The organism is Paenibacillus sp. FSL L8-0436, from assembly GCF_038593025.1.
In the GTDB taxonomy this organism is placed as follows: Bacteria; Bacillota; Bacilli; order Paenibacillales; family Paenibacillaceae; genus Paenibacillus_AQ.
Window position 1 is genome coordinate 1,832,968 of record NZ_CP151955.1, and the last position, 20,734, is coordinate 1,853,701.

Below are 20,734 nucleotides of genomic sequence, written 5' to 3' on the forward strand. Positions count from 1 at the left end.
AAGCTGTTCCACTTTAACCCTGGCTTGAGAACAACTCAATTTTGACTCTGCGAAAGTGGAGTTAAGAAATATCAGTTCGGAATTTGAAAAAAAACACAAAACGGTGAAACCCTTGTATGATCAAAGGTTTCACCGTTTGGGTCCCGAAGGATAACACTGACTTGTTCCCGCTAACCCAGCCTCCCGGCCGGTAATTCTACTTACGCCAGTTCTAGCACTACCATCTGGTGATTCTCCAGATAAGGAACCGTGTAGCCGATTTCACCGCCATGGCCCACCGTAAACGGCAGCTCTGTCATCGACGGGGCCAGATAGACCCGCTGGACAGGAGCGGGAGACGGGAGGCGCAGGCTGACGGAAACGTCCCGCAGCGGCACGATATCTTCGATGACTTCTATACGTCCCTTCAGCACGGGGGCGGCATAGAGCAGATGGTTGACATAGCGCCGTTCCGCCGGCTGGTATTGCAGGGTCGTTATCCCACGGGCCGGCAACCGGGTGCGCAGAGCAGGCTCCGGCAGAAGCCGGGATAGCGCATGGAGTACCATCTCCTTCAGGATGAGATGCCCGCCATCCGCGTAATCGCTGAACACATCCCAGGCGATATAGATGCCGTTTTCACTTTCGACCATGCCCGGCCCATTATCTTCCTTGGCGCTGGGCGTATGCTGATGTGAACAAAAAGTGAAGACATCACGGTTGAAATACGGGTTCTCCAGACAGCCCAGCGGTTGTCCGCCGTTTAATTCCACAAGCTGGCCTTCGCCGTACATCACATAGGAGGCGGGCAGCAAGGCGCCGGGAGTGAAGTCCGGGCGGAAATAAGCCGGCTGGTACGGATTAGTTCCTTTCCAGTTCAGACCCAAATCCAGGACAAAAGCATCACCTGCTGCGTTCAGGCCCGAACGCCCGGTGGCGAGCACTTTGCCGCCTCCTGCTGTGAATTCCGCTATAGCGCTGGCTAGTTCCGGCCATACCGGCACTTCGTCCGGCAGAATCAGCACTTTGTAAGCGCCAAAATCGCTTAATGTATCCACGATGTCGAACAGATAATGGCCTTCGGTCAGCATGCGCACCACACCGGCATCGGCCAGATTGCGCCGTCCCTTCAGCTCCTGCCCGTCCGGACAGGCCTCACGCGCCGCTTCGAGGGATAGGACAGCAATGTCCGCGACAGACTCTGTCGCGGTGCACCATAGCTCCTTCGACTCCACCTCCGCATAGGCAGCGCCGATCAGGGCATAGGTCGCCTCATTCATTAGGCCCGTGGGATGAAGCTGATCACCGATCGAACATCTGGCGCCATGGGCAAGACTGAGCGCTGCCTCAAACCGCAGGGCGTTCGGATGCTTGTATCCGCCAAATTCCCCCCAGGAGGTATGGAATTTGCCGGTCATGCCGAGAAATTCCATGCCCAGCGTCTGGGCGTAGCGTGCCGACAGCGGGAAGTGATCATAGCCCCAGCCTCCGGTCGGGAGCGACTCCAGCTCCAGATGGCTGTTGACTCGGGCGAGGTCACGGCGGCCCCGCCGCTGATGGCCGCTGTTGTGAAAGACCGGAAGACCGGGCTTCACGGCGTCGATGGTCTCCCGTACGCGGCGCGCATAGTTCAGGTAAGTCCGTTCGCCCAGGGCGGCGACGGCAGATTCGTCACGCGGGTCTTGGCCGTCCGCGCGCAGCGCAGCTACGCAGTACTGGCAGCGGCATTTGCGGATGCCCACGATATCGAGAAAGATGCCGTCCGCGTCATAACGGGAGACCACTTCATGGATTTGCGCCAGCAAGATGTCCAGAAAAGGCGTGTTGAAGCAAAACTCGTGATACCCCGGTGTCATGAAGTCCTTCACCCAGCGCGTCCGGTCCTCCGCGTCGCGGATCAGCCATTCGGGATGGCGCCGTGCCAGCTTTTCGTCGAGACCGGCTGATAAATAAACCGGTGTGAGGACCCCGATTTCATGGGCCGCCGCGATCATCTCGCCGAGCAGGTCGAAGCTGAGGTGCGGATGCATTTCATTGGCTTCACTGGGATGATAGGCCCAGCCATGATGGCATTTGGAGAAGACGGTGATGGAATCGACATGCCCGGCCCGCAGCATGGACTGAAACTGGGATTTGGAGAACTCGCTTCCGATGCCGGCAATGGCTTCGGAAGTATGAAAGTCGAGGTGTACCTGACGAAAACGCATGGTTAAACAGCCCCTTATATGGTTGGATGAAAAGCGGATTCCCAGTCAATGTACCTCTTTTCTGCCGGAGTAACCAGTGATAATATAGACTTTGAATAGCACAAAATCGACTTATGACAGGAGAGGAATACTGTGCTGTGTCTGGAATTCGCCATCCCGCCGCTGCCGCAATTTGTAACAGTAGGACATGCTGTCTGGTCGCCGGGTGACCGGCATTTCGCCCGCACCTTCGGTGTGTACGATCTGCTGCTGGTGAAGCGGGGAACGCTGTATATGACAGAACAAGATAAGGAATATGCCGTGGGTCCGGGAAAGCTGCTGGTGCTGGAGGCGGGGCTGCCGCATGCCGGGCATCGGCCCTGCGGGGAGGATACGGAAATTTATTGGGTGCATTTCATTCATGGATGTCCGACAGCGCATATCCGGCGGGAGGATATTCCCTGGTCGTCGCTGCTCGCCAAAGGGACGGTAGAGGATGTTGAGCCTTCTGCGCAGCAGCGTTTGTATATGCCCAAATTTGCTGCAGTCGATGTAGAAGCTCTGGAGCCGATTTTGCGTGGGATGAACGAGATCCACAACCGGCTGAGCGTAGAGAACGCAGTCCGGCTCCATTTGCTGCTGGCAGAGCTGTTGGCCGCGCTGCAGGCGGAATGCGCCCGGACTTCCGCGCCGGAGCCTGCGGTCCGGCTGGCCCGGGCAGCCGCAGCTTATCTGGACGGTCATTGGAGACAGCCGTTTGATCTTGCCGGACTCGAGGAGGAGCTGCATTTCCAGGCGGATTATATTACAAGGTGCATGAAACAGCATATCGGCACAACACCGCTGCAGTATGTGCTGCGTCTGCGCCTGGAAGAAGCCAAAAAATTGCTGGGTGGTACAGTGCTCGGCATACACGAAGTTGCCGAACGGGTGGGCATTCGCGATCCTAACTACATGACGCGGCTGTTTAGTGCGAGATTTGGCGTGACGCCCGGGGAGTACCGGCGGCGGCTGCGTCAGAGGGATGAGGGAATGGCCGCCGGCAGGGATGAGGATAAGGAGTGACTGCAGAGGCCGTTAGGAATCCCGCATTTTCTCGCGGTATTCACTTGGCGTGCAGTTGAATGCTTTGCGGAACTGGCGGGAGTAATAGTTCTGGTCATGGAATCCGCTGTCCATAGCTACCTGTGAAATGGTGAGGCCGGGGCTGCGCAGCAGCGTGCAGGAATAGTCCAGCCGCTTGCGGATGACGTAATCCATGGGGGTGGTCTGGTAGTTGCGGGTAAAGACTCTCAGAAACTGGCGGGTGGACAAATAGGCCATATCCGCCATGGATTGCAGGGAAATGGGCTGCAGAAAATGCTCTTCGATATAGGTCACGGTCTCGCCGATCCGCAGCGCCTTGTTGTCCTCGCTTCCGAGGCTGTTCTGATAATAGCGCGAAAGCATGCCCACCAGAGCGGTAAAATAGGTGCGGATCATCAGCCGGTATCCTTCCGGCTGCCGGTCATGCTCTTCGAGGATCACATCAAGCAGCCGCGTCGCTTCCCGCAGCTGCCCGGCGTCAAGGGTGAGCATGCCTTTGAAATACATCTCCTTGCGGTAGAAAGGCTCAATATAGAACAGCGCCTGAAAGCCCGGCAGCAGCCTGAGCTCGGGCAGCTGCAGCAGTTGTTCGGGCTGGAACATGACGTTTACATATTCGATGCCATCGACATTCTTATAACCATGGGAAACGTTGCTGTGGATCAGAAAAACCTGTCCGGCGGTAACCGGATACTCTCTCCCTTCGATAATATGCACGGCGCTTCCCGACAGAATGACGACCAGCTCGGAGAAATCATGGCTATGGACATAGTAATCATGGGTCAGCGGGCATTTCTGGATCCTGAAGGTAAAGCCGGGCTCAAGTCCGATGTCCCGCGCAAAAAGTTTAGTTGTCATGGCCATATTATGCTAAAGAAGGTCGGGATCGTCAAGGCAAAAATGGGCAGGCAGCGTTACCATTAGGTTGCGGCCTATTGCCGGACTTCGGCTAAGCCAAGACCTGCGTTATTGTCAGGAGGGAAAACAATGTTACATTTATTTGGCGGTCCAATCACAAATGATCCGGTGAAGCCGGTGATTCTATTTCTCGGGGACAGCATTACGGCGGATGGCCGATATATCCGTTATGCAGAGGAATGGCTGCGGAAGCACCGCCCGGATCAGGCGGTGGAACTGATAGCACGCGGTATCCCCAGCGAGACGGCATCAGGCCTGAGCGAAGCGAGGCATCCATTTCCAAGGCCCTGTATCCACGACCGGCTGGCGGAAGAACTCGCCGCTGCCGCTCCCGGTGTAGTTGTAGCCTGCTACGGCATGAACGACGGAATTTACCATCCCTACTCGGATGAACGGTTCGCGGCCTATCAGGCGGGAATACGTCAGCTGAGCGCACAGATCCGTGAAGCCGGGGCCAAAGCGGTGCTCATGACCCCGCCGCCGTTCGACGCCGCTTCAATGAATGGCCAGCTCTTGCCTGAAGAGGCGCCTGATTTCAGTTATCTGGCGCCCTACAGGGATTATGACCGTGTGCTAGAGCGTTATGCGGACTGGCTGTTCTCCGGCGGTTGTCCCGCCGATGGCGTGATCGACCTGCGCACTCCGCTGCTGGAGCATATCCGGTATGAGCGGAGGCTTGACGCCAGTTATAGCTATGGTGACGGTATCCATCCAGACGCATCAGGTCACCGCGTGATAGCGCGGACGCTGCTGTCGGAGCTGTTCGGAGTTGTTTCCACACCTATTCATTTCAATTTATGATTTAACCGGGCCCGCAAAAGGGAGTTTTCCTTTTTTTGCGGGCCTTTGCCATGCCGAGCTGGATTTCGAAGAACCTTCTTACGCCTATTTCCTCACCGCCGTTGCGGTTTCAGACGGTCTTGAGATCACATGTCGCTATCATGCTAAATAAGGTCCCGATCGTCAAGGCGAAGAAGAATTGTATGCGGTAACATGATAGGGAAAACAAGCGAAAGGGAGGTTCGGCATGAAGCGCAGTTTATACAGGGCCGAGGGGCTCAGGGACAAGGAACTTGCTTCTTTTTTTCGGAGCCAAGAGGTCTCATCTCCGCTCGCCGAAGCGATGGAACATCTCAATGTGGTCAATCTGAGCCTGTTTGCCTGCAGCAGCCAGCTGTTTCTTTATTATGAATGCCTGGAAGAGGCGGTTCCGCCGGAAAGTTTGCTGCCCGAAGCCTCAGAACGGCTGGCAGTTTGGCCGGGAGGGGAACAGGGTCGCCGCTGGGCGCCGTTGGCTGATATTTTTCATTATCAGCAGCCTGTTTCAGCGCAGCATTGGGAGCGCTCAAACGCTGCTGGCGAGCCCTACGGACGGCTTGCACTGCTGAAGCCGGAAGAAGCCGCCAGCTATGTGTATTACCACTATCAATATCAGGAAGAACGGCCGGGTGACGGAGATAAATACGGAATTATCGGGCTTCATGAGAATGTGCTGTTTTTTTATGCGGAGCAGCCGGCCACGCGGGAGCCTGCCCCTTATGAAGGAAGGCTGAAAACGACACTTACTCCGGACAACTGGGCCGAAATTATGGAGCCGCATTTTATCAAATGGGAAGGGACCCCTGCCGGCCAGGATATTTGGCGGAAGCTCGATCTAGTGCTTGAGGTGCGCTCCTTCACCGGAAAGTTGGGAATAAGAGATGCGTAATTTGCTATGTCTAAACGGGGAATGGGATTTCATGCCCCTGTACGACCAGCCGCAATGCCGCAGGCTGCCGGAAAAAATAGTTTATGAAGCCCGCAAGATCCAGGTTCCTTCCAGCTGGAGGTGGACTTATCCGCTCCCGGAAGGCAAACGATTCGGCAAATTCCAGGAGTATGACTATGCCCCGTTCGAGCTGTACGGTTATCCGGAGGAATGGGATGCCGCGGAAGCGGGAGTGCTGCATCGAAGCTTTCGGGTTCCAGAGAGCATGGCCGGCCAACGGATCGTGCTGCGGCTGGACGGCATTATGCAGAAGGCCGTTATTTATTTGGACCGGCAGGAGATTGGTGTTTGGGAAGACGGCTACTTGCCGCTGAGGCTCGACATTACTTCCCTGGTGGTGCAGGGGCGGGAGCATCATCTGCATGTCGTTTGCGGCGGATTCGACAGGGTGGCGCTTCCAAACGGCATGCAAAAAATAACCGGACTTTTGGGTTCCTGGTATGGAAGGGTTTGCCGTGGACTTTGGCAGGATGTATATCTGGAAGGTTATCCGGCACTGTCGCTGGAGGATGTAACTATTCGTACTTCCGTTCGGGAAGGGCGGATAGAGGTGAATGCTGTTGCCTCCGCAGCGGGAAATGCGGCCCGCAGCCCGCTGCGCGTAAAGCTGAGCATTCGGGAGAAAGGCGTGCTGCGGCAGTCTGAGGAGGGCCGGAAAGCGCTGGAATCTTCAGATAGGACTAGCGCAGGATCTGAAGGGGCAGGAGCGGAGCAAGCCGGTACCGGCATGCGGCCAGACGGACCGGAATGTTACGGAGTTGATCTGGAATCTGCACCGGTCCTGTCTGCTGAATGCATGGCCCATCCAGTCGATGGCGCCGCTGTGGAGACGCTCAGGCTATGTGAAAACGAAGTGGCCGGGGCAGTGTACTGTGCCTCATTCAATATGGACTGGAGCGGTGCCAGACTGTGGAGCCCGGATGAGCCGTTTCTATACAGTGCGGTGCTGGAACTGCTGCATGGAGAGGAGATCATCGACCGGCGTGTGGAAGATTTCGGCTTCCGTGAAATCTGGCGCGAAGGCCCGCAGTTTATACTGAACGGCATTCCGGTCAATCTGCGCGGCGATTCCTGGCATTTTCAGGGCGGGGCGCAGCAGACGGAAGCGTACATCCGCAACTGGTACCGCATATGCCGCTCCGTGGGTGTCAACAGTATCCGGCTGCACGCCGAGCCGTATCCGGCTGACTATGTGCGGATCGCCGATGAAGAAGGCATGCTGATCGTCGATGAGACGGCGATTTATGGCTCGAGCAAATCCATGCTGGCAGACCATCCCGCTTTTGTGGAGAACTGCAGGCAGCATGTGCGGCGGCTTGTGCAGCGCGACAAAAACCATCCGTCTGTCATTCTCTGGAGTCTGCAGAACGAAATGCGCTGGGTGGACGGACGGGACGGCTTCAAACTGCATATGCCCGGCTTGATGGCTGCGATCCGCAAGCTTGATCCTACCCGTCCGATCATCGCCGAAGGAGACAACAGGCTGCTGCCCAAAGTGCATACGGAGGTGGAAAGCCGCCATTATAACATCGACGGCACGATCAGCCAGTGGGACCGCACAGTTCCGCTGACCTTCGGGGAACATGGCGGCTGGTGGTATATATGTCCGCAAAACAGCAGCATGTATGTTGGACTGCAGGCCTACCGCGGTACGGACGAAAGCACAGCGGGGCTGGCGCAGAAGGAGCGGCTGTTTGTGGAGTATGCAAGACGGCAGGGCGTGTCCGGTATTTCCACCTTCAATTTCGCCCATTATTTCATGCGGGCGATGCCGGAGCAGAACATTGTCCTGCCATCCTCTGAGCCGGGAATGTCCGGCGTGAAGCCAAAGTGTATTCCGGCCTATTCGCTTTCAATCAACAACGGCCTGCTGCCGGAGGATTATCCGCTGTACACGCCTAATCCAGCCTTTGGCATTATGGCTGAGGCCTTTAAGCCGGCTACGATTATCGCCGCCGAGTACAACCGCTGCTTCTATGACGATGCACCGGTCAGCCGCAGCTTCGACGTATACAACGACACGTTCTCTACACAGGATGTCCGGGTGGAATTCGTTATCTTGCAGGGGAAAAGCATCGTCCATGAGCAAAGCTTCGGCTTCCGCCAAAGCCCCGCCGAGCATAAGGCCGTCGGGGTGGAGTGGATGCCGTTCCGCGCCGCAGCCGGAGAGCAGGCGGTGTTGACGGCGGTGCTGTTTCACGGCGAGCGGCGGGTGCATGAGCTGCGCTTAGAATACAGGATCATGTCCGCAAGCCTGCTGAACCAACCCGTGAACGTACAGCGTCAGACCGTGTATTGGGGAGCGGATGAGGATTACGAACACATCCGCCGGCTTGTTCCGGGCTGCGAAAAGGTGGACCGTTCTGGACTGGCCGGGCTTGCTGCCGATCATTTGCTCGTTATCGGCAGCAAGGCCGAGGATGTAGATGGCGGACTGGAAGCGCTGCTGAAGGCGTTTGTCGCGCGGGGCGGCAAGCTGCTGCTGCTGGAGCAGACCCAGCTTTCGCTGGGCAGGCTGCCGCTCTCACGCCGGCCCTTCCTCCGCGCCCATGCGGGCAATTACCAGCATCCCGTGCTTGAAGGGCTTGGCGACGAGGAACTGATGTTCTGGCATGAGGAACTGCGTGAGGAGGGTCCGCTGCCGATTGTCCATGCCGCCTTCGAGAAGCCGGCCGCAGGCGATTTCACCCTGCTGCTGGAATGCAGCGCGGGCGATTTTGGCGACGGTGGCGATCTATGGTCGCCGCTGCTGGAATACCGCAGCGGAGAGGGCCTGTTCCTGGCCAATCAGCTGGAGCTGATGGCGAACATTGGCCGCGTGCCGCAGGCCTGCCTGCTGCTGCGCAACCTGCTGGCCTACGCCGGGCGCGCCGGGGACAACGCCGGGGCTGAGGCCCGGCCGGTGGCCGCGCTGCTGCGCCCCGGCGGGAAAGCCGCAGCGTTCCTCGATAAGCTGCGGCTGCGGTATACGGCGCTGGATATGACAGCGCCGGCAGTGGGCAACGCGCCGGGCGAAGCGGCGCCTGGGGACGGGCAGGACTTCGGCCTGATCGTGGCCGAAGCCTGCATGCTTGAGGCGCCGGGGACAGCCGAGGCGCTCCGGCGTCATGCCGAAGCCGGCGGACAGGTGCTACTCCTGCCGGCGGAGGACAGTCAGCAGGCTGAGCTTGCCCGCCTGCTGGGCCGTCCCGTGCGTGTGGTGCCGCACGAGACGTATCACTTGGCGGCGGACTACGCCCGCGCCGCCGTGCGCGGCTTCAGTCCGGTCGACCTCTTCGGCTTCGACAAGGTGTTTCTGTCGCCGCGCGAGGTCATGAACCGCGCGCTGGCCCTCAACAGCCTGGAGCTGCCGGACGCTTATGCTCTTTGTACCAGTGTCGAAGGCACGCCATGGAAGGACTATTTCGTGCATGGCTACACGGCAGAATACAGCCGTCTGGCACTGGTGGAGCTAAACCGCAGAAACACAAGTCCTGCTGGAACATTCCTTGCCGAAGTGAAGACAGGGGCGGGTTCCGTGCTCTGCTCGCAGCTGCTGACGGACCCCGGGAGTGACAAGGCGCTGCGCCTGTATACCCGCCTGCTCGCCAATCTTGGCGCGTCCTTTGACGACGGTTTACTGGATAGCGTGAAGGGTGACGGCGAGTGGGCCATGGAAGTGGCGATGGCGTTGCCTTGTCCGCCCCATGTCGATTACGGGGCGATGAAGGCTTACTACACCGATCCGGAGTTTTCTTTGAATAATCTGGGCGAAGGCCTTTATGGCTGGATGCAGAAGAAAGAGCGGCGTTCCGGCGACGGGACACTGCGGATTGCAGATGCGGGGCTTGATCCGTGGTTTCTGAGCTGCTTTGTGCAGGTGCCCGGACAACTTCGCCGCGGACGTCTGCGCGTCAATACGGCCGTGCCTTATGAGATTTATTTGAACGGCGTGCTGGTGGCAGAGCCTGAGCAGGAGCTTATCCTGCGGGGCGGCCTCAACCGGCTGATCGCGATACTGCATGGAACCGGTGGTGACCTGACCTTCGGTTTGACCTTTCTGAACGCCGACGGTACCTATATGAAGGACCTGGAATACCGCCTGACCCTGGACGAGGTCGAACCGAAATAAATAATCTATATAGATTGAACTGAAAAACTTGAGAGAAGGGAAAGGAGCATCGGAGGGGGATTTTGGAACTGTAGGAACGGTAGTGTCCGCCTTTGTCTTCGGATTTCTACCGCTAATAGCGGTTAAAATCAAGAAATTTGAAGACAACAGCGGCCGGAAGTCCAAATATTCACCGTAGTTGCGACTGATCCTGTACTCTAAAACCACAAGTTCAATCTATATAATAATCATCATAAAGGAGCTGGAGCCCAGTGAAAGCGGAACACTTCAAGCATGCTGAACCATCCGGGCAGCAGGAACATAAGGAGGACACAGGCGGCTTGCCGTCAAGCGGATTACGCACAAACCGCGCTGAGCCGAAGGATTACTATACCTTCAGCGACGAGGAGAAGGAAGTTGAATTTAAACGGCATGATATGCCTACGCCGTGGATGAACTACCTGTCGAACGGTACCTTTCACACAATGCTGTCGCATGCGGGGGGCGGTGTGGCCTTTTATAAGTCGCCCCAGATCTGGCGGATCACGCGCTACCGTTTCTTTCACCTGCCGATGGACCGCTCGGGTCCCTATATCTATGTGCAGGATGCAAAAACGGGCGGGTACTGGTGCCCGACCAGCGAGCCCGCCTCGGACAAACCTGAGGAGTGGAAAAGCGCCCACGGCATGGGTTATACCCGCTTCGAGGCGAAGCGGGCCGATATCGCCGCCAGGACGGTGTATTTTGTCGGGCCATACGAGAACTCGCTGATCTGGAATCTGACCTTGTCCAACCAGGGCAGTGTAGCGAAAGAACTGAAGGTTTACGCCTACGCCGAGTTCGGCATGATGGAATTTATGCGCGAGCTGCAGTGGCAATGCTACAACAAACATCAGGTTTCGGTGCAATATCATCCAGCGGAAACGCTGGTGTACCGTTACGGGGTCGAAAATCAGCCCAAACCGGAAGAGACGCCGCTGGTCTATCTGGCTTCGGACACGCCGCTTTCTGGCTATGACGGCGACCGCGAGGAATTTATCGGCTGTTACCGCAGCGAATCCAACCCGGAGGCGATTGAGAACGGCGGCTGCACCGGATCGACGCTGATGGGCGGGGACCCCTGTGGTGCGCTGCAGTTCAATCTTACGCTGCAGCCGGGCGAGAGCCGCACCATCAATGTATTTCTCGGCACCGCAGCAGATGAGCAGGAAGTTGAACGGGCCGTAGCCCACTCCCGGGAAGCCGGATTTGTAGAATCCTCCTTCCGGGCGCTGAAAGAGCATTGGGCGAGCTATCTGGGAGCGTGGGAGAGCCGGCTGCCGGACAAGGACGCCGAGCGGATGATCAACATCTGGAATCCGTACCAGGCGCACCGTAACTTTCTGTTTTCACGCAACATTTCCTTTTACGCCACCGGTACGTTCCGCGGAGTGGGCTACCGGGACACCTCGCAGGATATTTTGGCGGTGGTGCCCTTCGACACGGAGCTTGCCTTTGACAAGCTGCGGCTTTTGCTCGGCCAACAGTACAAGGACGGCCATGTTAATCATTATTTCTTTCCGAACGAAGGCTGGGAGCCGGTAACCAGTATCCATTCCGACGACCATTTGTGGACCGCACTTGCCGCATGGGATCTGCTTGCAGAAACCGGAGATGCCGCTTTTCTGGAGGCCAAACTGCCTTATTATGACGGCGGCGAAGGCACGGTATATGAGCATTTGAAGGCAGCGATTGACTTTACGGCGTCGAAGCTGGGGCCTAACGGCTTCCCGCTGATGCTGCGCTCGGACTGGAACGACCAGCTGTTCCGCGTATGCCGCGAGGGGCGGGGCGAGAGTATCTGGACGGCGATGCAGCTTGGAACGGTCCTGCTGCGTATGGTTGATCTTGCGGCTGCCGCCGGCCATCCGGAGCATTCCGCTCAGTATGAAGCCATGTATGAGGCGCAGCGTAAACGGGTCAACAGCCTCGGCTGGGACGGGCAATGGTTCCGGCGGGCCATTATGGACGACGGCCGGTTCCTCGGCAGCGATGAACACGACGAAGCCAAAATCTGGCTCAATGCCCAGACCTGGGCCACGTTGTCCGGCATGGCTGACGAGGATAAGGGGCTGCGGGCGATGGACAGCGTCCGCGACATGCTGGACACGGAGCTCGGCATCAAAAAAATTCATCCTTCCATCACCAGCTTTCCCGATCCTGCCGACCCTTTGACCAATTACAACAAGGGGACGGGGGAGAACGGAGCGGTATTCTGCCACGCCAACACTTGGGCTATTATAGCTGAATGTATGCTTGGCCGGGGAGATTTGGCCTACAAATATTACCGCCAGCTGCTGCCGAATGTGGCCATGGATAAGGCGGGCTTATGGCGGTACAAAGCAGAGCCTTACGTCTATGCCTCCAACCTGTTCGGGCCGGAGTCTGACAAGTTCGGCCTCGCCAACGTGTCCTGGCTAACCGGAACGGCTGCATGGATGTATGTCGCCGCCACCCAGTATATTCTGGGGGTGAAGCCGGTGATGAACGGCTTGTCCATCGACCCTTGCATTCCTGCAGATTGGGATGGTTTTACGGTGAAGCGGCGCTTTAGAGGCTGTGTCTATGACATCACCGTTACGAACGCAAGCAAGGTCTGCAAAGGCGTCAAACAAATCACCGTTGACGGAGAACGGGTGGAGGGCAACGTCCTGCCACCGTATCCTGGACGTTCGTCCGTCAAGGTTGAAGTTTTCCTGTAGACAGCCGCTGGTCTTCTAGCAGGCGGGGGGATGCCGCTGTGGTTGATCTTTTCGGTCTCAATCTGGGCGAGGCATTAGCGCTGCGGACTGAGGAGACGTTATTTGTGGAAAAGAGACATGGCGTTCAGTGTCGCGGACTGGAAAGACGTTATTTCGCCGGGAAGCAGCAAACAGCGTGTGAAATGTGGTTATAACATCACTGGTGTCCGAAAGCACCGGAAATGTGCCGAATATCTGCAAATAACGGCTCTGGTGTCCGAATCAGCTAGGGCAGGCGAAAATCGCCCCTTTTTGAAATGGTTGCGTATCACTTCCATTTTACCAAGGGGCGATTTTTTGTGATTAGTATGAGATTGTGTGATCCAGCCTATGGTAGGGCTTCAGCGGATGCTTCTTCTATATTGGTCCGGTGAAATTCCTTTGATCTTTTTGAACATCTGGCTGAAATAGGACGGGGAAAGATCGCCCACCTCCACAGCAATCTCCTGAATGGATTTACCGGTATTGGCCAACAGTATGCAAGCCTCTCTTACACGCCGCTGAATCAAGTATTCGGACAGGGTGATGCCGGCATGTTGCTTGAACAAATGTGAAATGTGGTAAGGCGACAGATGCAAACTGGCAGCCAGCGTTTCGAGGCTGAAGGGCTGCTTGTAATGTTCGTCCAGCCAGTCGGTAATCCGTTCGACATGTGAGCCTCCACGCGACTGGATGGGATTGTCTTCGGTTTGGACATCAGACACTTGTTTTTGAAGCAAACGCATCAGCTGAAGCATCAGGAATCCGGTATCTTCTTCTTTGTTTGCGGCAGAATCATTTACGGAATGATGTAATTCCTCCAGCAAATCCAGAATCGGGGTATTATTCATGGCATAGAAAACCGGCCTCTGCAGAGTGCCCTTCCACATGTTCCGGAAAAACTTCTCAAGGAGAGGAAAAGCGGTAAGATAATGCTCCAGAAAACTGGGGTCAAAGGTCAGATTGGTCCGAATATAAGAACGGTTGGGGGCCGGAGGAACCATCACTTGGTGCAACTGATAGGGCTGGAACCAAACCAGCGTATGATCCTGAATGGGGTAGGTCTGATTCTCCACCATGATTTCTCCATGACCGTTATATATGTACAGTATCTCAATTCCCCTGTGCGCGTGAAACCAATGGGATTCCTCATCTTCATATTTATACTTGTACATCAATAGACCGGGTTCAAGCCCTTTGGGTGTATGATCGTTCCTGTTCATGAAACGCTCCCTTGCAACCATTTTTACTTACAGTATAAATAGCAGGCGATGAAAAATAAAATAGTTTTATAAAAGCGTCAGCAATCCATATAGCACATCAAACCGGCAGAGCTCCGATGGGGAGCCTGCCGGTTTGCGGCTACATATACGGTTGTAAGGTTGATTCATCTTATCGGGTGCCCAAATTCACTTTAATGCTCGTACCAATATCCCGGTATTCCTTGCTCCAGCCGCATCAGCGCTTCCAGGAAAAAATAGTCGCCCCAGATCATGAAATCATCGGGAGACGAATTTCCCCTGACGGAATAGGAACCATGCCTCAGAAAACCCTCCTCAGTCTGACTGCCGGCAGTGAAATAGCGGTTCACCAGGGAATCTATAGATTTGTGGACCGCTTCGTCAAGGAATGCCCGCTCCGGATCATCTTCCGGCAAGTGTTCAAGCAGCTCAAGAATACCGCACACAAAGATAGCGGAAGCCGAGCTGTCGCGGGGTGTGTCTTGCTCTTGCGGAGCATCGAAATCCCAGTACGCAACATGATCCTCCGGGAGCTGCTCCAGAAAATAACGGGCAAGCCGTTTTGAGGTATCCAGGAAATAAGGTTCTTTGAGATGGCGGTAAGCTAAGGCGAAGCCATACACACCCCATGCCTGTCCCCGCGCCCAAGTGGAACCGTCTTGAAAACCCTGTTCTGTTCCTCCGCGGATAGCATTTCCCGTTACCTGATCAAAATAAAAAGTATGGTAGGAAGAGTCATCTCCCCTCACCAGGAACCGGCGGCTTTTCTCAGCCTGAATGCTGGCGCAGTCGGCATAGCTGCAGTCCCCGGTCTGTTCAGTAGCCCAATAGAGCAGGGGGAGATTCATCAGGCAGTCAATGATAATCCGGCCCCCGTTGGCGTTATCGCCTTCCGGCCCCCAGGCTTGAAACAGCTGCGGGGCAGACCGCCAGCGTTTCATCAGAATATCGGCTGCCTGCAGCGCCAGCAGGCGGGAGGCTTCATCCTTATCCACAATCCAGCGGGCCTTCGCGGACAACGAATATAAAAAGCCGATGTCATGATGATCGAGTTCTTTTTCAGCCTCCAAGCGTTTTTTGAGAGAGTCCACACTTTTGATGGCTGCGGCATGAATCTCCGGGTCCTTGCTGTATTCGTAGCTCAGCCATAATATCCCGGACCAGAATCCTTCCGTCCAGCTGGTATGGTCCGTTAAATGATATTTGCCGTCCCCAAGGCTTACGATGGGAAATTGGTCTCCAAAGCGCTTGATGTTAAGGCGGGTGGTGGCCAACGTTTGTTCAATCGCCGGTTTCCAGTTCATAATAACCTCCATAGTATCGCTCAATTGTTCTTATGTTTATTATAAGCCAATCATTTTGTTGATTTGTTGTGCAAGTTCTTAGGTAAGTTGCGGATTAAGCGCAATTCAAATGATATATAAAAAGTACGGTACAATCTTTAATTTAGAGTAAGATGCACTTTTTGCATTATGCTACGATTTGGGGTGAGAAAGGGGGCGGCTTTCCATAATTGTAAGCGCTTAACTTGTCTAACCCAAATTCATACAGAGGAGTGCAACGCATGAGTAAAATGATTAAACAGGTCTTCTCGTTAGTACTGGCGGCGAGTCTGCTTATTCCGTTAGGCTGTCTTGCTCCGGTTGCGCAAGCTGCAACACCGAAACTGGAAGTAACGAAAACGGTTTATCACGAAACCTTTGCGGCCGGTGCAGGCAAAGCTGTTCAATCGGGAGGTGCCAGCCTGACGGCTGTCACCGGCAAGTCTTTTGCAGGCAATGCAGACGGAGCGGCATTATACGTAAGCAACAGAATAAACAACTGGGACGCGGCTGATTTCAAATTCAACGACCTCGGCCTGGAAAACGGAAAAACCTACACGGTGACTTCAATTGTTTATGTGGATGCAAATGTGAATCTGCCCACCGGCGCGAGTGCTGCACTTCAAACTGTGAACAGCTATGGAAATTATGCGGAAGTGAGTTTTGAAGCGGGCAAAGCCGTCACCCTGACTAAGGAAATTACCGTCGATACAAGCAAAGATCAGGCCTTGCGCATGAACTCCAACAAAGCAGGAGCTGAGGTTTCTTTCTATATCGGAGACCTCCTTGTCACCGAGAAAATCGCTTCGGACGGTGGAGAAGAGCCGCCTAGAGAACCGGCTTTACCGTTCACTGCCATCACCTTTGAGGATCAGACTACCGGCGGTTTTGGAGGCAGAGCCGGGACTGAGAAGCTGACTCTTACAGATACAGAGAATCATACCGAGGGTGGTTCCTTTGCCTTGAAAGTAGAGGGCAGAACAGCTACGTGGCATGGGCCGTCCTTGCGTGTGGAGAAGTATGTGGACCAGGGCAGCGAATATAACATTTCGGCCTGGGTCAAGCTGATCGAACCCGCAAGCTCGCAGCTGCAGCTGTCCACGCAGACCGGGAATGGAAGCAGTGCAAATTATGTAGCTCTTTCCCCCAAAACAATCAATGCCAGCGACGGTTGGGTTAAATTTGAGGGGAGCTACCGTTATAACAGTGTGGGCGGCGAATATTTAACCATCTATGTCGAGAGCGCCAATAACGCAGCAGCATCTTTCTATATCGACGACATCCATTTTGAGAAAACAAGCACAGGTCCAATCGCTATACAAAAGGACCTGATTCCTGTAAAGACTGCCTATCAAAATGATTTTTTAATCGGCAACGCGATAACAGCCGAGGATCTGGAAGGCGTGCGGCTGGAGCTGCTTAAAATGCATCACAATGTCGCTACCGCAGGAAACGCGATGAAACCGGATGCGCTGCAGGGATGTTGATGCATGGGCATGTGCAGGTATGGCATCAGCAATCTCCCGTGTGGATGAATACGACAAAGGATGCAGCAGGGAATAGCCTTCCCTTGGGGCGGGACGAAGCGCTCGCAAATCTGCAGACTCATATTAAAACGGTCGTGGAACATTTCGGCGATAAGGTGATCTCTTGGGATGTCGTGAACGAAGCGATGAGTGATAATCCGGGTAATCCGGCAGATTGGGAAACCTCGCTGCGTGAATCCCCTTGGAAGAGCTCCATTGGCGCAGATTATGTGGAGCAGGCCTTCCTGGCGGCAAGAGAAGTGCTGGACCAACATCCAGATTGGAATATCAAGCTGTACTACAACGATTACAACGAAGATAACCAGAATAAAGCGGCAGCCATTTATAACATGGTCAAAGCCATCAATGATAGGTATGCGCTTACACATCCGGGAAAACGTCTCATCGACGGCGTCGGTATGCAGGGGCACTACAGTGTCAACACCAATCCCGAAAACGTAAAGCTGTCGCTGGAGAAGTTTATTTCCTTAGGCGTAGAAGTAAGCATCACCGAGCTTGATATTCAGGCTGGAAGCAACAATCAGCTTTCCGAGAAGCTTGCGAATGCCCAGGGCTATTTATACGCGCAATTGATGGAGCTCTTCAAAACTCACGCCGCAAATATAGAGCGCGTTACCTTCTGGGGCTTGGACGACCATACGAGCTGGAGAGCTTCTGCTAATCCGTTATTATTTGATAAGAACCTGCAGGCCAAGCCGGCTTACTACGGGGTGATCAACCCCGGTAAATTTATGGAGGAGCATAAACCTGATTCTACCGGCGCAAACCAATCCACCGCTGTTTATGCTTCACCTGTAGTTGACGGGACGGTTGATGCTGTCTGGAGCAAGGCACCGGAGTTGCCGGTATATCGGTACCAGATGGCGTGGCAGGGCGCGACCGGAGTGGCCAAAACCCTCTGGGATGATCAAAATCTGTATGTTTTGATTCAGGTCAGCGACGCGCAGCTGGACAAGAGCAGTAAGAACATATGGGAACAGGATTCCGTCGAAATCTTCCTGGATGAAAACAACGGGAAGACGACGTTCTATCAAGACGATGACGGACAGTTCAGAGTCAATTTTGACAACGGGACTTCCTTCAATCCGGCTGGGATCGCTGGCGGATTCGAATCATCAACCAAGGTTGCCGGAACCAACTACACAGTTGAAGTGAAGATTCCGTTTAAAAAAATCTCAGCTAGCAACGACAGGAAGATCGGTTTCGACGTACAGATCAATGACGCCAAAGACGGGGCCCGGCAAAGTGTTGCCGCATGGAATGATACAACCGGCAATGGATATCAGGACACCTCTGTTTACGGTGTGCTTACGCTTACGGGTAAACCTGGCCAATCGAACGAGGGCGGCAACAGCAACAATAACAACACTAACAGTAGCAACGGATCAACTCCGCAGGCCGGAAACGTTGGGAGCAAAGACGGCGTGGTGACAGGGAACCTATCTTGGGCAAAGCAGGCTGTTGCTGCCATGGCTGCCCGGGATATCGTCAAAGGAACCCCAAAGACCAGCTTCTCCCCGGAGACAGCGATGAATAGAGCAGACTTCACCGTGCTTCTTGTGCGAGCCCTTGAATTGAAGGGTACAGATCAGGATAGTGCTGCCTTCAGCGATGTCCAGAAAGATGCTGATTATAGAAATGAACTTGCCATTGCGAAGCAATTAGGCATCGTTACTGGCTATGAAGGCAACATGTTCAAGCCAAACAGTGAGCTTTCCCGCCAGGATATGATGGTGATCGCTTACCGCGCACTGGCGGCAGCCGGCAAAAAGGCGAGTGGCAGCGCAACTTTGGAAAGCTATTCGGATGCAGACCGGATTGCTGATTATGCCAGAGACAGCCTGGCGGCTCTGGTGAAATTCGGAATTGTCAGCGGCAAAGACGGCAAGCTTGCACCGGACGATACACTCACCCGCGCTGAAGCGGCAGTTATTGTGTACCGCATTTGGAATTTGTAATCTGTATTTACAGCTTGTAACCTAAACAGCCAGCCGCCGGGGAATTTCCGGTGACTGGCTGTTTTTTGCTGTGATTTACCAGTATTTCATCAATGAATAAAGATTCTATCTTTGATACAATTCTAAGATTGATGTCATAGGAGGAATCTCGTGAAGGCCATATTAGGTAGATTCATAATAGCGGCAGCCGCTGTCATTTGCTCGACAAGCATGTTTTGTCAGCATATATTGGCCGATGGACGGCTGCCTTTTGATGATATAAGCACAAGCTATGCCCAAAAAGAGATCATAGATTTATATAATAAAAAGCTTATTACAGGAACCTCGTTGACGAGTTTCTCACCAGCCAAGTCTATGACCAGAGCAGAATTTATTACTGTGCTGGAACGTTTGCTAAAGCTTGATCCAGTGGCTAGTCCAGTATCTGCTTTTAGAGATGTAGTAATGAATGAATGGTATTACGGTCCAATTCAGGCGGCTGTTCAGCTGAACCTGGCAAGTGGAACCTCGGAGACTACCTTTGCACCAAAGAGAGCAGTTACAAGACAAGAGGCAGCTGTTTGGCTGGCTGGTGCATTGCAACAAACGAACGGCAAATCCGCTAATCTGACAGCATATAAGGATAGTGATCTTATTGCTGCCTGGGCTGGTAATTCTGTTGCTGCCGTTAGTAATCTAGGATTAATGAAGGGCGATGAAACAGGATATTTTCGTCCAACGGATGCAATTACCAGGCAGGAAGCAACTGTACTTATTTATCGGGTGCTGCAAAATAAAAGCTGGGCCACGGAGCTTGAGAACGAGCCGCAAAAACATATTGTAATCGGCTGGCAGTATGGACAAACAACCGCAGAGTATAAGAGCACTATTCTGAAGTCGAATGTGAACATCTTATCTCCACGGTGGTACTTTGTAGGGGGAACTGGGAGTGTAACGGATTCAACAGATATCTCGCTTGTTTCGTGGGCAAAGACGAAGGACAAAGAAATTTGGGCGATGGTCGGTAACCGGTCCGATCAAGAAGCTACTCATCTAATGTTATCTAGCGTAACAGCAAGAAATACTGCAATAACCCAATTAGCAGCGATGGTAAGTAAATATGGCATTGATGGGCTAAATATAGATTTTGAGAATGTAAAGGCAGCGGATCGGAAATATTTGACAGATTTTATTGCTATATTAGCAGAGAGATTGCATGGCGTTAATGCTACGTTGTCTATAGATGTGTCGCCTGATCTTGGTACGGATTGGACAGAGGCATTCGACTACGCTGCGCTTGGGGAACAAGTGGATTATGTAGTAATGATGGGCTACGATGAGCATTATGGTGGAAGTGTCAATCCAGGCTCCAATGCTTCGCTTCCCTATATCATAAACGCAGTCGAAACCTTGCTAAAGGTTGTATCAAATGACAAGGTCATATTGGCACTGCCATTTTATAACCGGGACTGGACGTTAAAGCAAAATGGAACAGTTTCATCCTCCGAATTCATTACGTTCACTGAGCAAAATCAGAGGATCAATACCTATTCGATGAAACCGCTATGGAATGAATCATTGGCTCAATATGTTGCCGGCTATACGAACAATGTTATGCAACACATGATTTGGATTGAGGACGGGCGCTCGTTAATTGCCAAATATCATTTTGCTGTTACTAAAAATTTAGCGGGAGTGGCCTACTGGTACATAGGCGGGGAAAGTCCGGATATTTGGACAAGTATTAGTAATGCGGAGAAATATTACGGTTATTCCTTCTTAAACAATACAACCCCTTGATTCATCTAGGGGTTTAGACTTGACGGAAATCTCTTGCCTACTGATAGCTTCGTATGGTATATTCTAGGTGTCATTTAATAATCTAAACGTTTAACATAACG

At 53.9% G+C, this 20,734-nt stretch carries 10 protein-coding genes and 1 pseudogene; 7 read left to right on the forward strand and 4 right to left on the reverse strand.

The genetic code is table 11. The annotated features are described in order from the left end of the window. Nucleotides 1–200 precede the first annotated feature (200 nt). Nucleotides 201–2,186 (reverse strand): beta-galactosidase trimerization domain-containing protein, encoded by a 1,986-nt coding sequence (locus NSS79_RS08455; RefSeq protein ID WP_342439003.1) that lies wholly within the window; start codon nt 2,184–2,186, stop codon nt 201–203. A gap of 132 nt (nt 2,187–2,318) precedes the next feature. Here NSS79_RS08455 and NSS79_RS08460 point away from each other — a divergent pair, with 132 nt between their 5' ends. Next, on the forward strand, nt 2,319–3,230 hold the full coding sequence (locus NSS79_RS08460) for an AraC family transcriptional regulator (protein WP_342439004.1): 912 nt from the start codon (nt 2,319–2,321) through the stop codon (nt 3,228–3,230). Between the two features lie 12 nt (nt 3,231–3,242). Here the strand turns inward: NSS79_RS08460 and NSS79_RS08465 are convergent, their stop codons facing one another. Then, entirely contained in the window at nt 3,243–4,109 is an 867-nt protein-coding gene (locus tag NSS79_RS08465; protein ID WP_052091922.1) for an AraC family transcriptional regulator, read from the reverse strand. A 129-nt stretch (nt 4,110–4,238) separates the two neighbouring features. On the opposite strand from NSS79_RS08465, the gene NSS79_RS08470 reads away from it, so the two are divergent. The 4 genes from NSS79_RS08470 to NSS79_RS08485 all read left to right on the forward strand — a co-directional run bounded on the left by NSS79_RS08470 (nt 4,239) and on the right by NSS79_RS08485 (nt 12,768). After that, nucleotides 4,239–4,970 (forward strand): GDSL-type esterase/lipase family protein, encoded by a 732-nt coding sequence (locus tag NSS79_RS08470; protein ID WP_342439005.1) that lies wholly within the window; start codon nt 4,239–4,241, stop codon nt 4,968–4,970. A gap of 226 nt (nt 4,971–5,196) precedes the next feature. After that, a complete protein-coding gene (locus NSS79_RS08475) occupies nt 5,197–5,877 on the forward strand; it encodes a hypothetical protein (protein WP_342439006.1) in 681 nt (226 codons plus the stop codon). Next, nucleotides 5,870–10,048 (forward strand): glycoside hydrolase family 2 TIM barrel-domain containing protein, encoded by a 4,179-nt coding sequence (locus NSS79_RS08480; RefSeq protein WP_342439007.1) that lies wholly within the window; start codon nt 5,870–5,872, stop codon nt 10,046–10,048. Before NSS79_RS08475 ends, NSS79_RS08480 begins: the two co-directional genes overlap by 8 nt. Nucleotides 10,049–10,299: 251 nt before the next feature. Continuing rightward, nucleotides 10,300–12,768, forward strand: coding sequence for a glycosyl hydrolase family 65 protein (locus NSS79_RS08485; protein WP_342439008.1), 2,469 nt, complete (start codon nt 10,300–10,302; stop codon nt 12,766–12,768). A gap of 380 nt (nt 12,769–13,148) precedes the next feature. Here the strand turns inward: NSS79_RS08485 and NSS79_RS08490 are convergent, their stop codons facing one another. Beyond that, the gene (locus NSS79_RS08490; RefSeq protein ID WP_342439009.1) at nt 13,149–14,009 is read right to left on the reverse strand and encodes an AraC family transcriptional regulator; all 861 of its coding nucleotides are present in this window, start codon (nt 14,007–14,009) and stop codon (nt 13,149–13,151) included. 191 nt (nt 14,010–14,200) lie between these two features. Further along, a complete protein-coding gene (locus NSS79_RS08495; RefSeq protein ID WP_342439010.1) occupies nt 14,201–15,331 on the reverse strand; it encodes a glycoside hydrolase family 88 protein in 1,131 nt (376 codons plus the stop codon). A gap of 260 nt (nt 15,332–15,591) precedes the next feature. On the opposite strand from NSS79_RS08495, the pseudogene NSS79_RS08500 reads away from it, so the two are divergent. Further along, nucleotides 15,592–18,854 (forward strand): annotated as a pseudogene (locus NSS79_RS08500) (endo-1,4-beta-xylanase). Nucleotides 18,855–19,004: 150 nt separating this feature from the next. Further along, nucleotides 19,005–20,633 carry an S-layer homology domain-containing protein gene (locus NSS79_RS08505; protein WP_342439011.1) on the forward strand — a complete coding sequence of 543 codons (1,629 nt, stop codon included), beginning with the start codon at nt 19,005–19,007 and terminating at the stop codon, nt 20,631–20,633. The last annotated feature ends 101 nt before the right edge of the window (nt 20,634–20,734 follow it).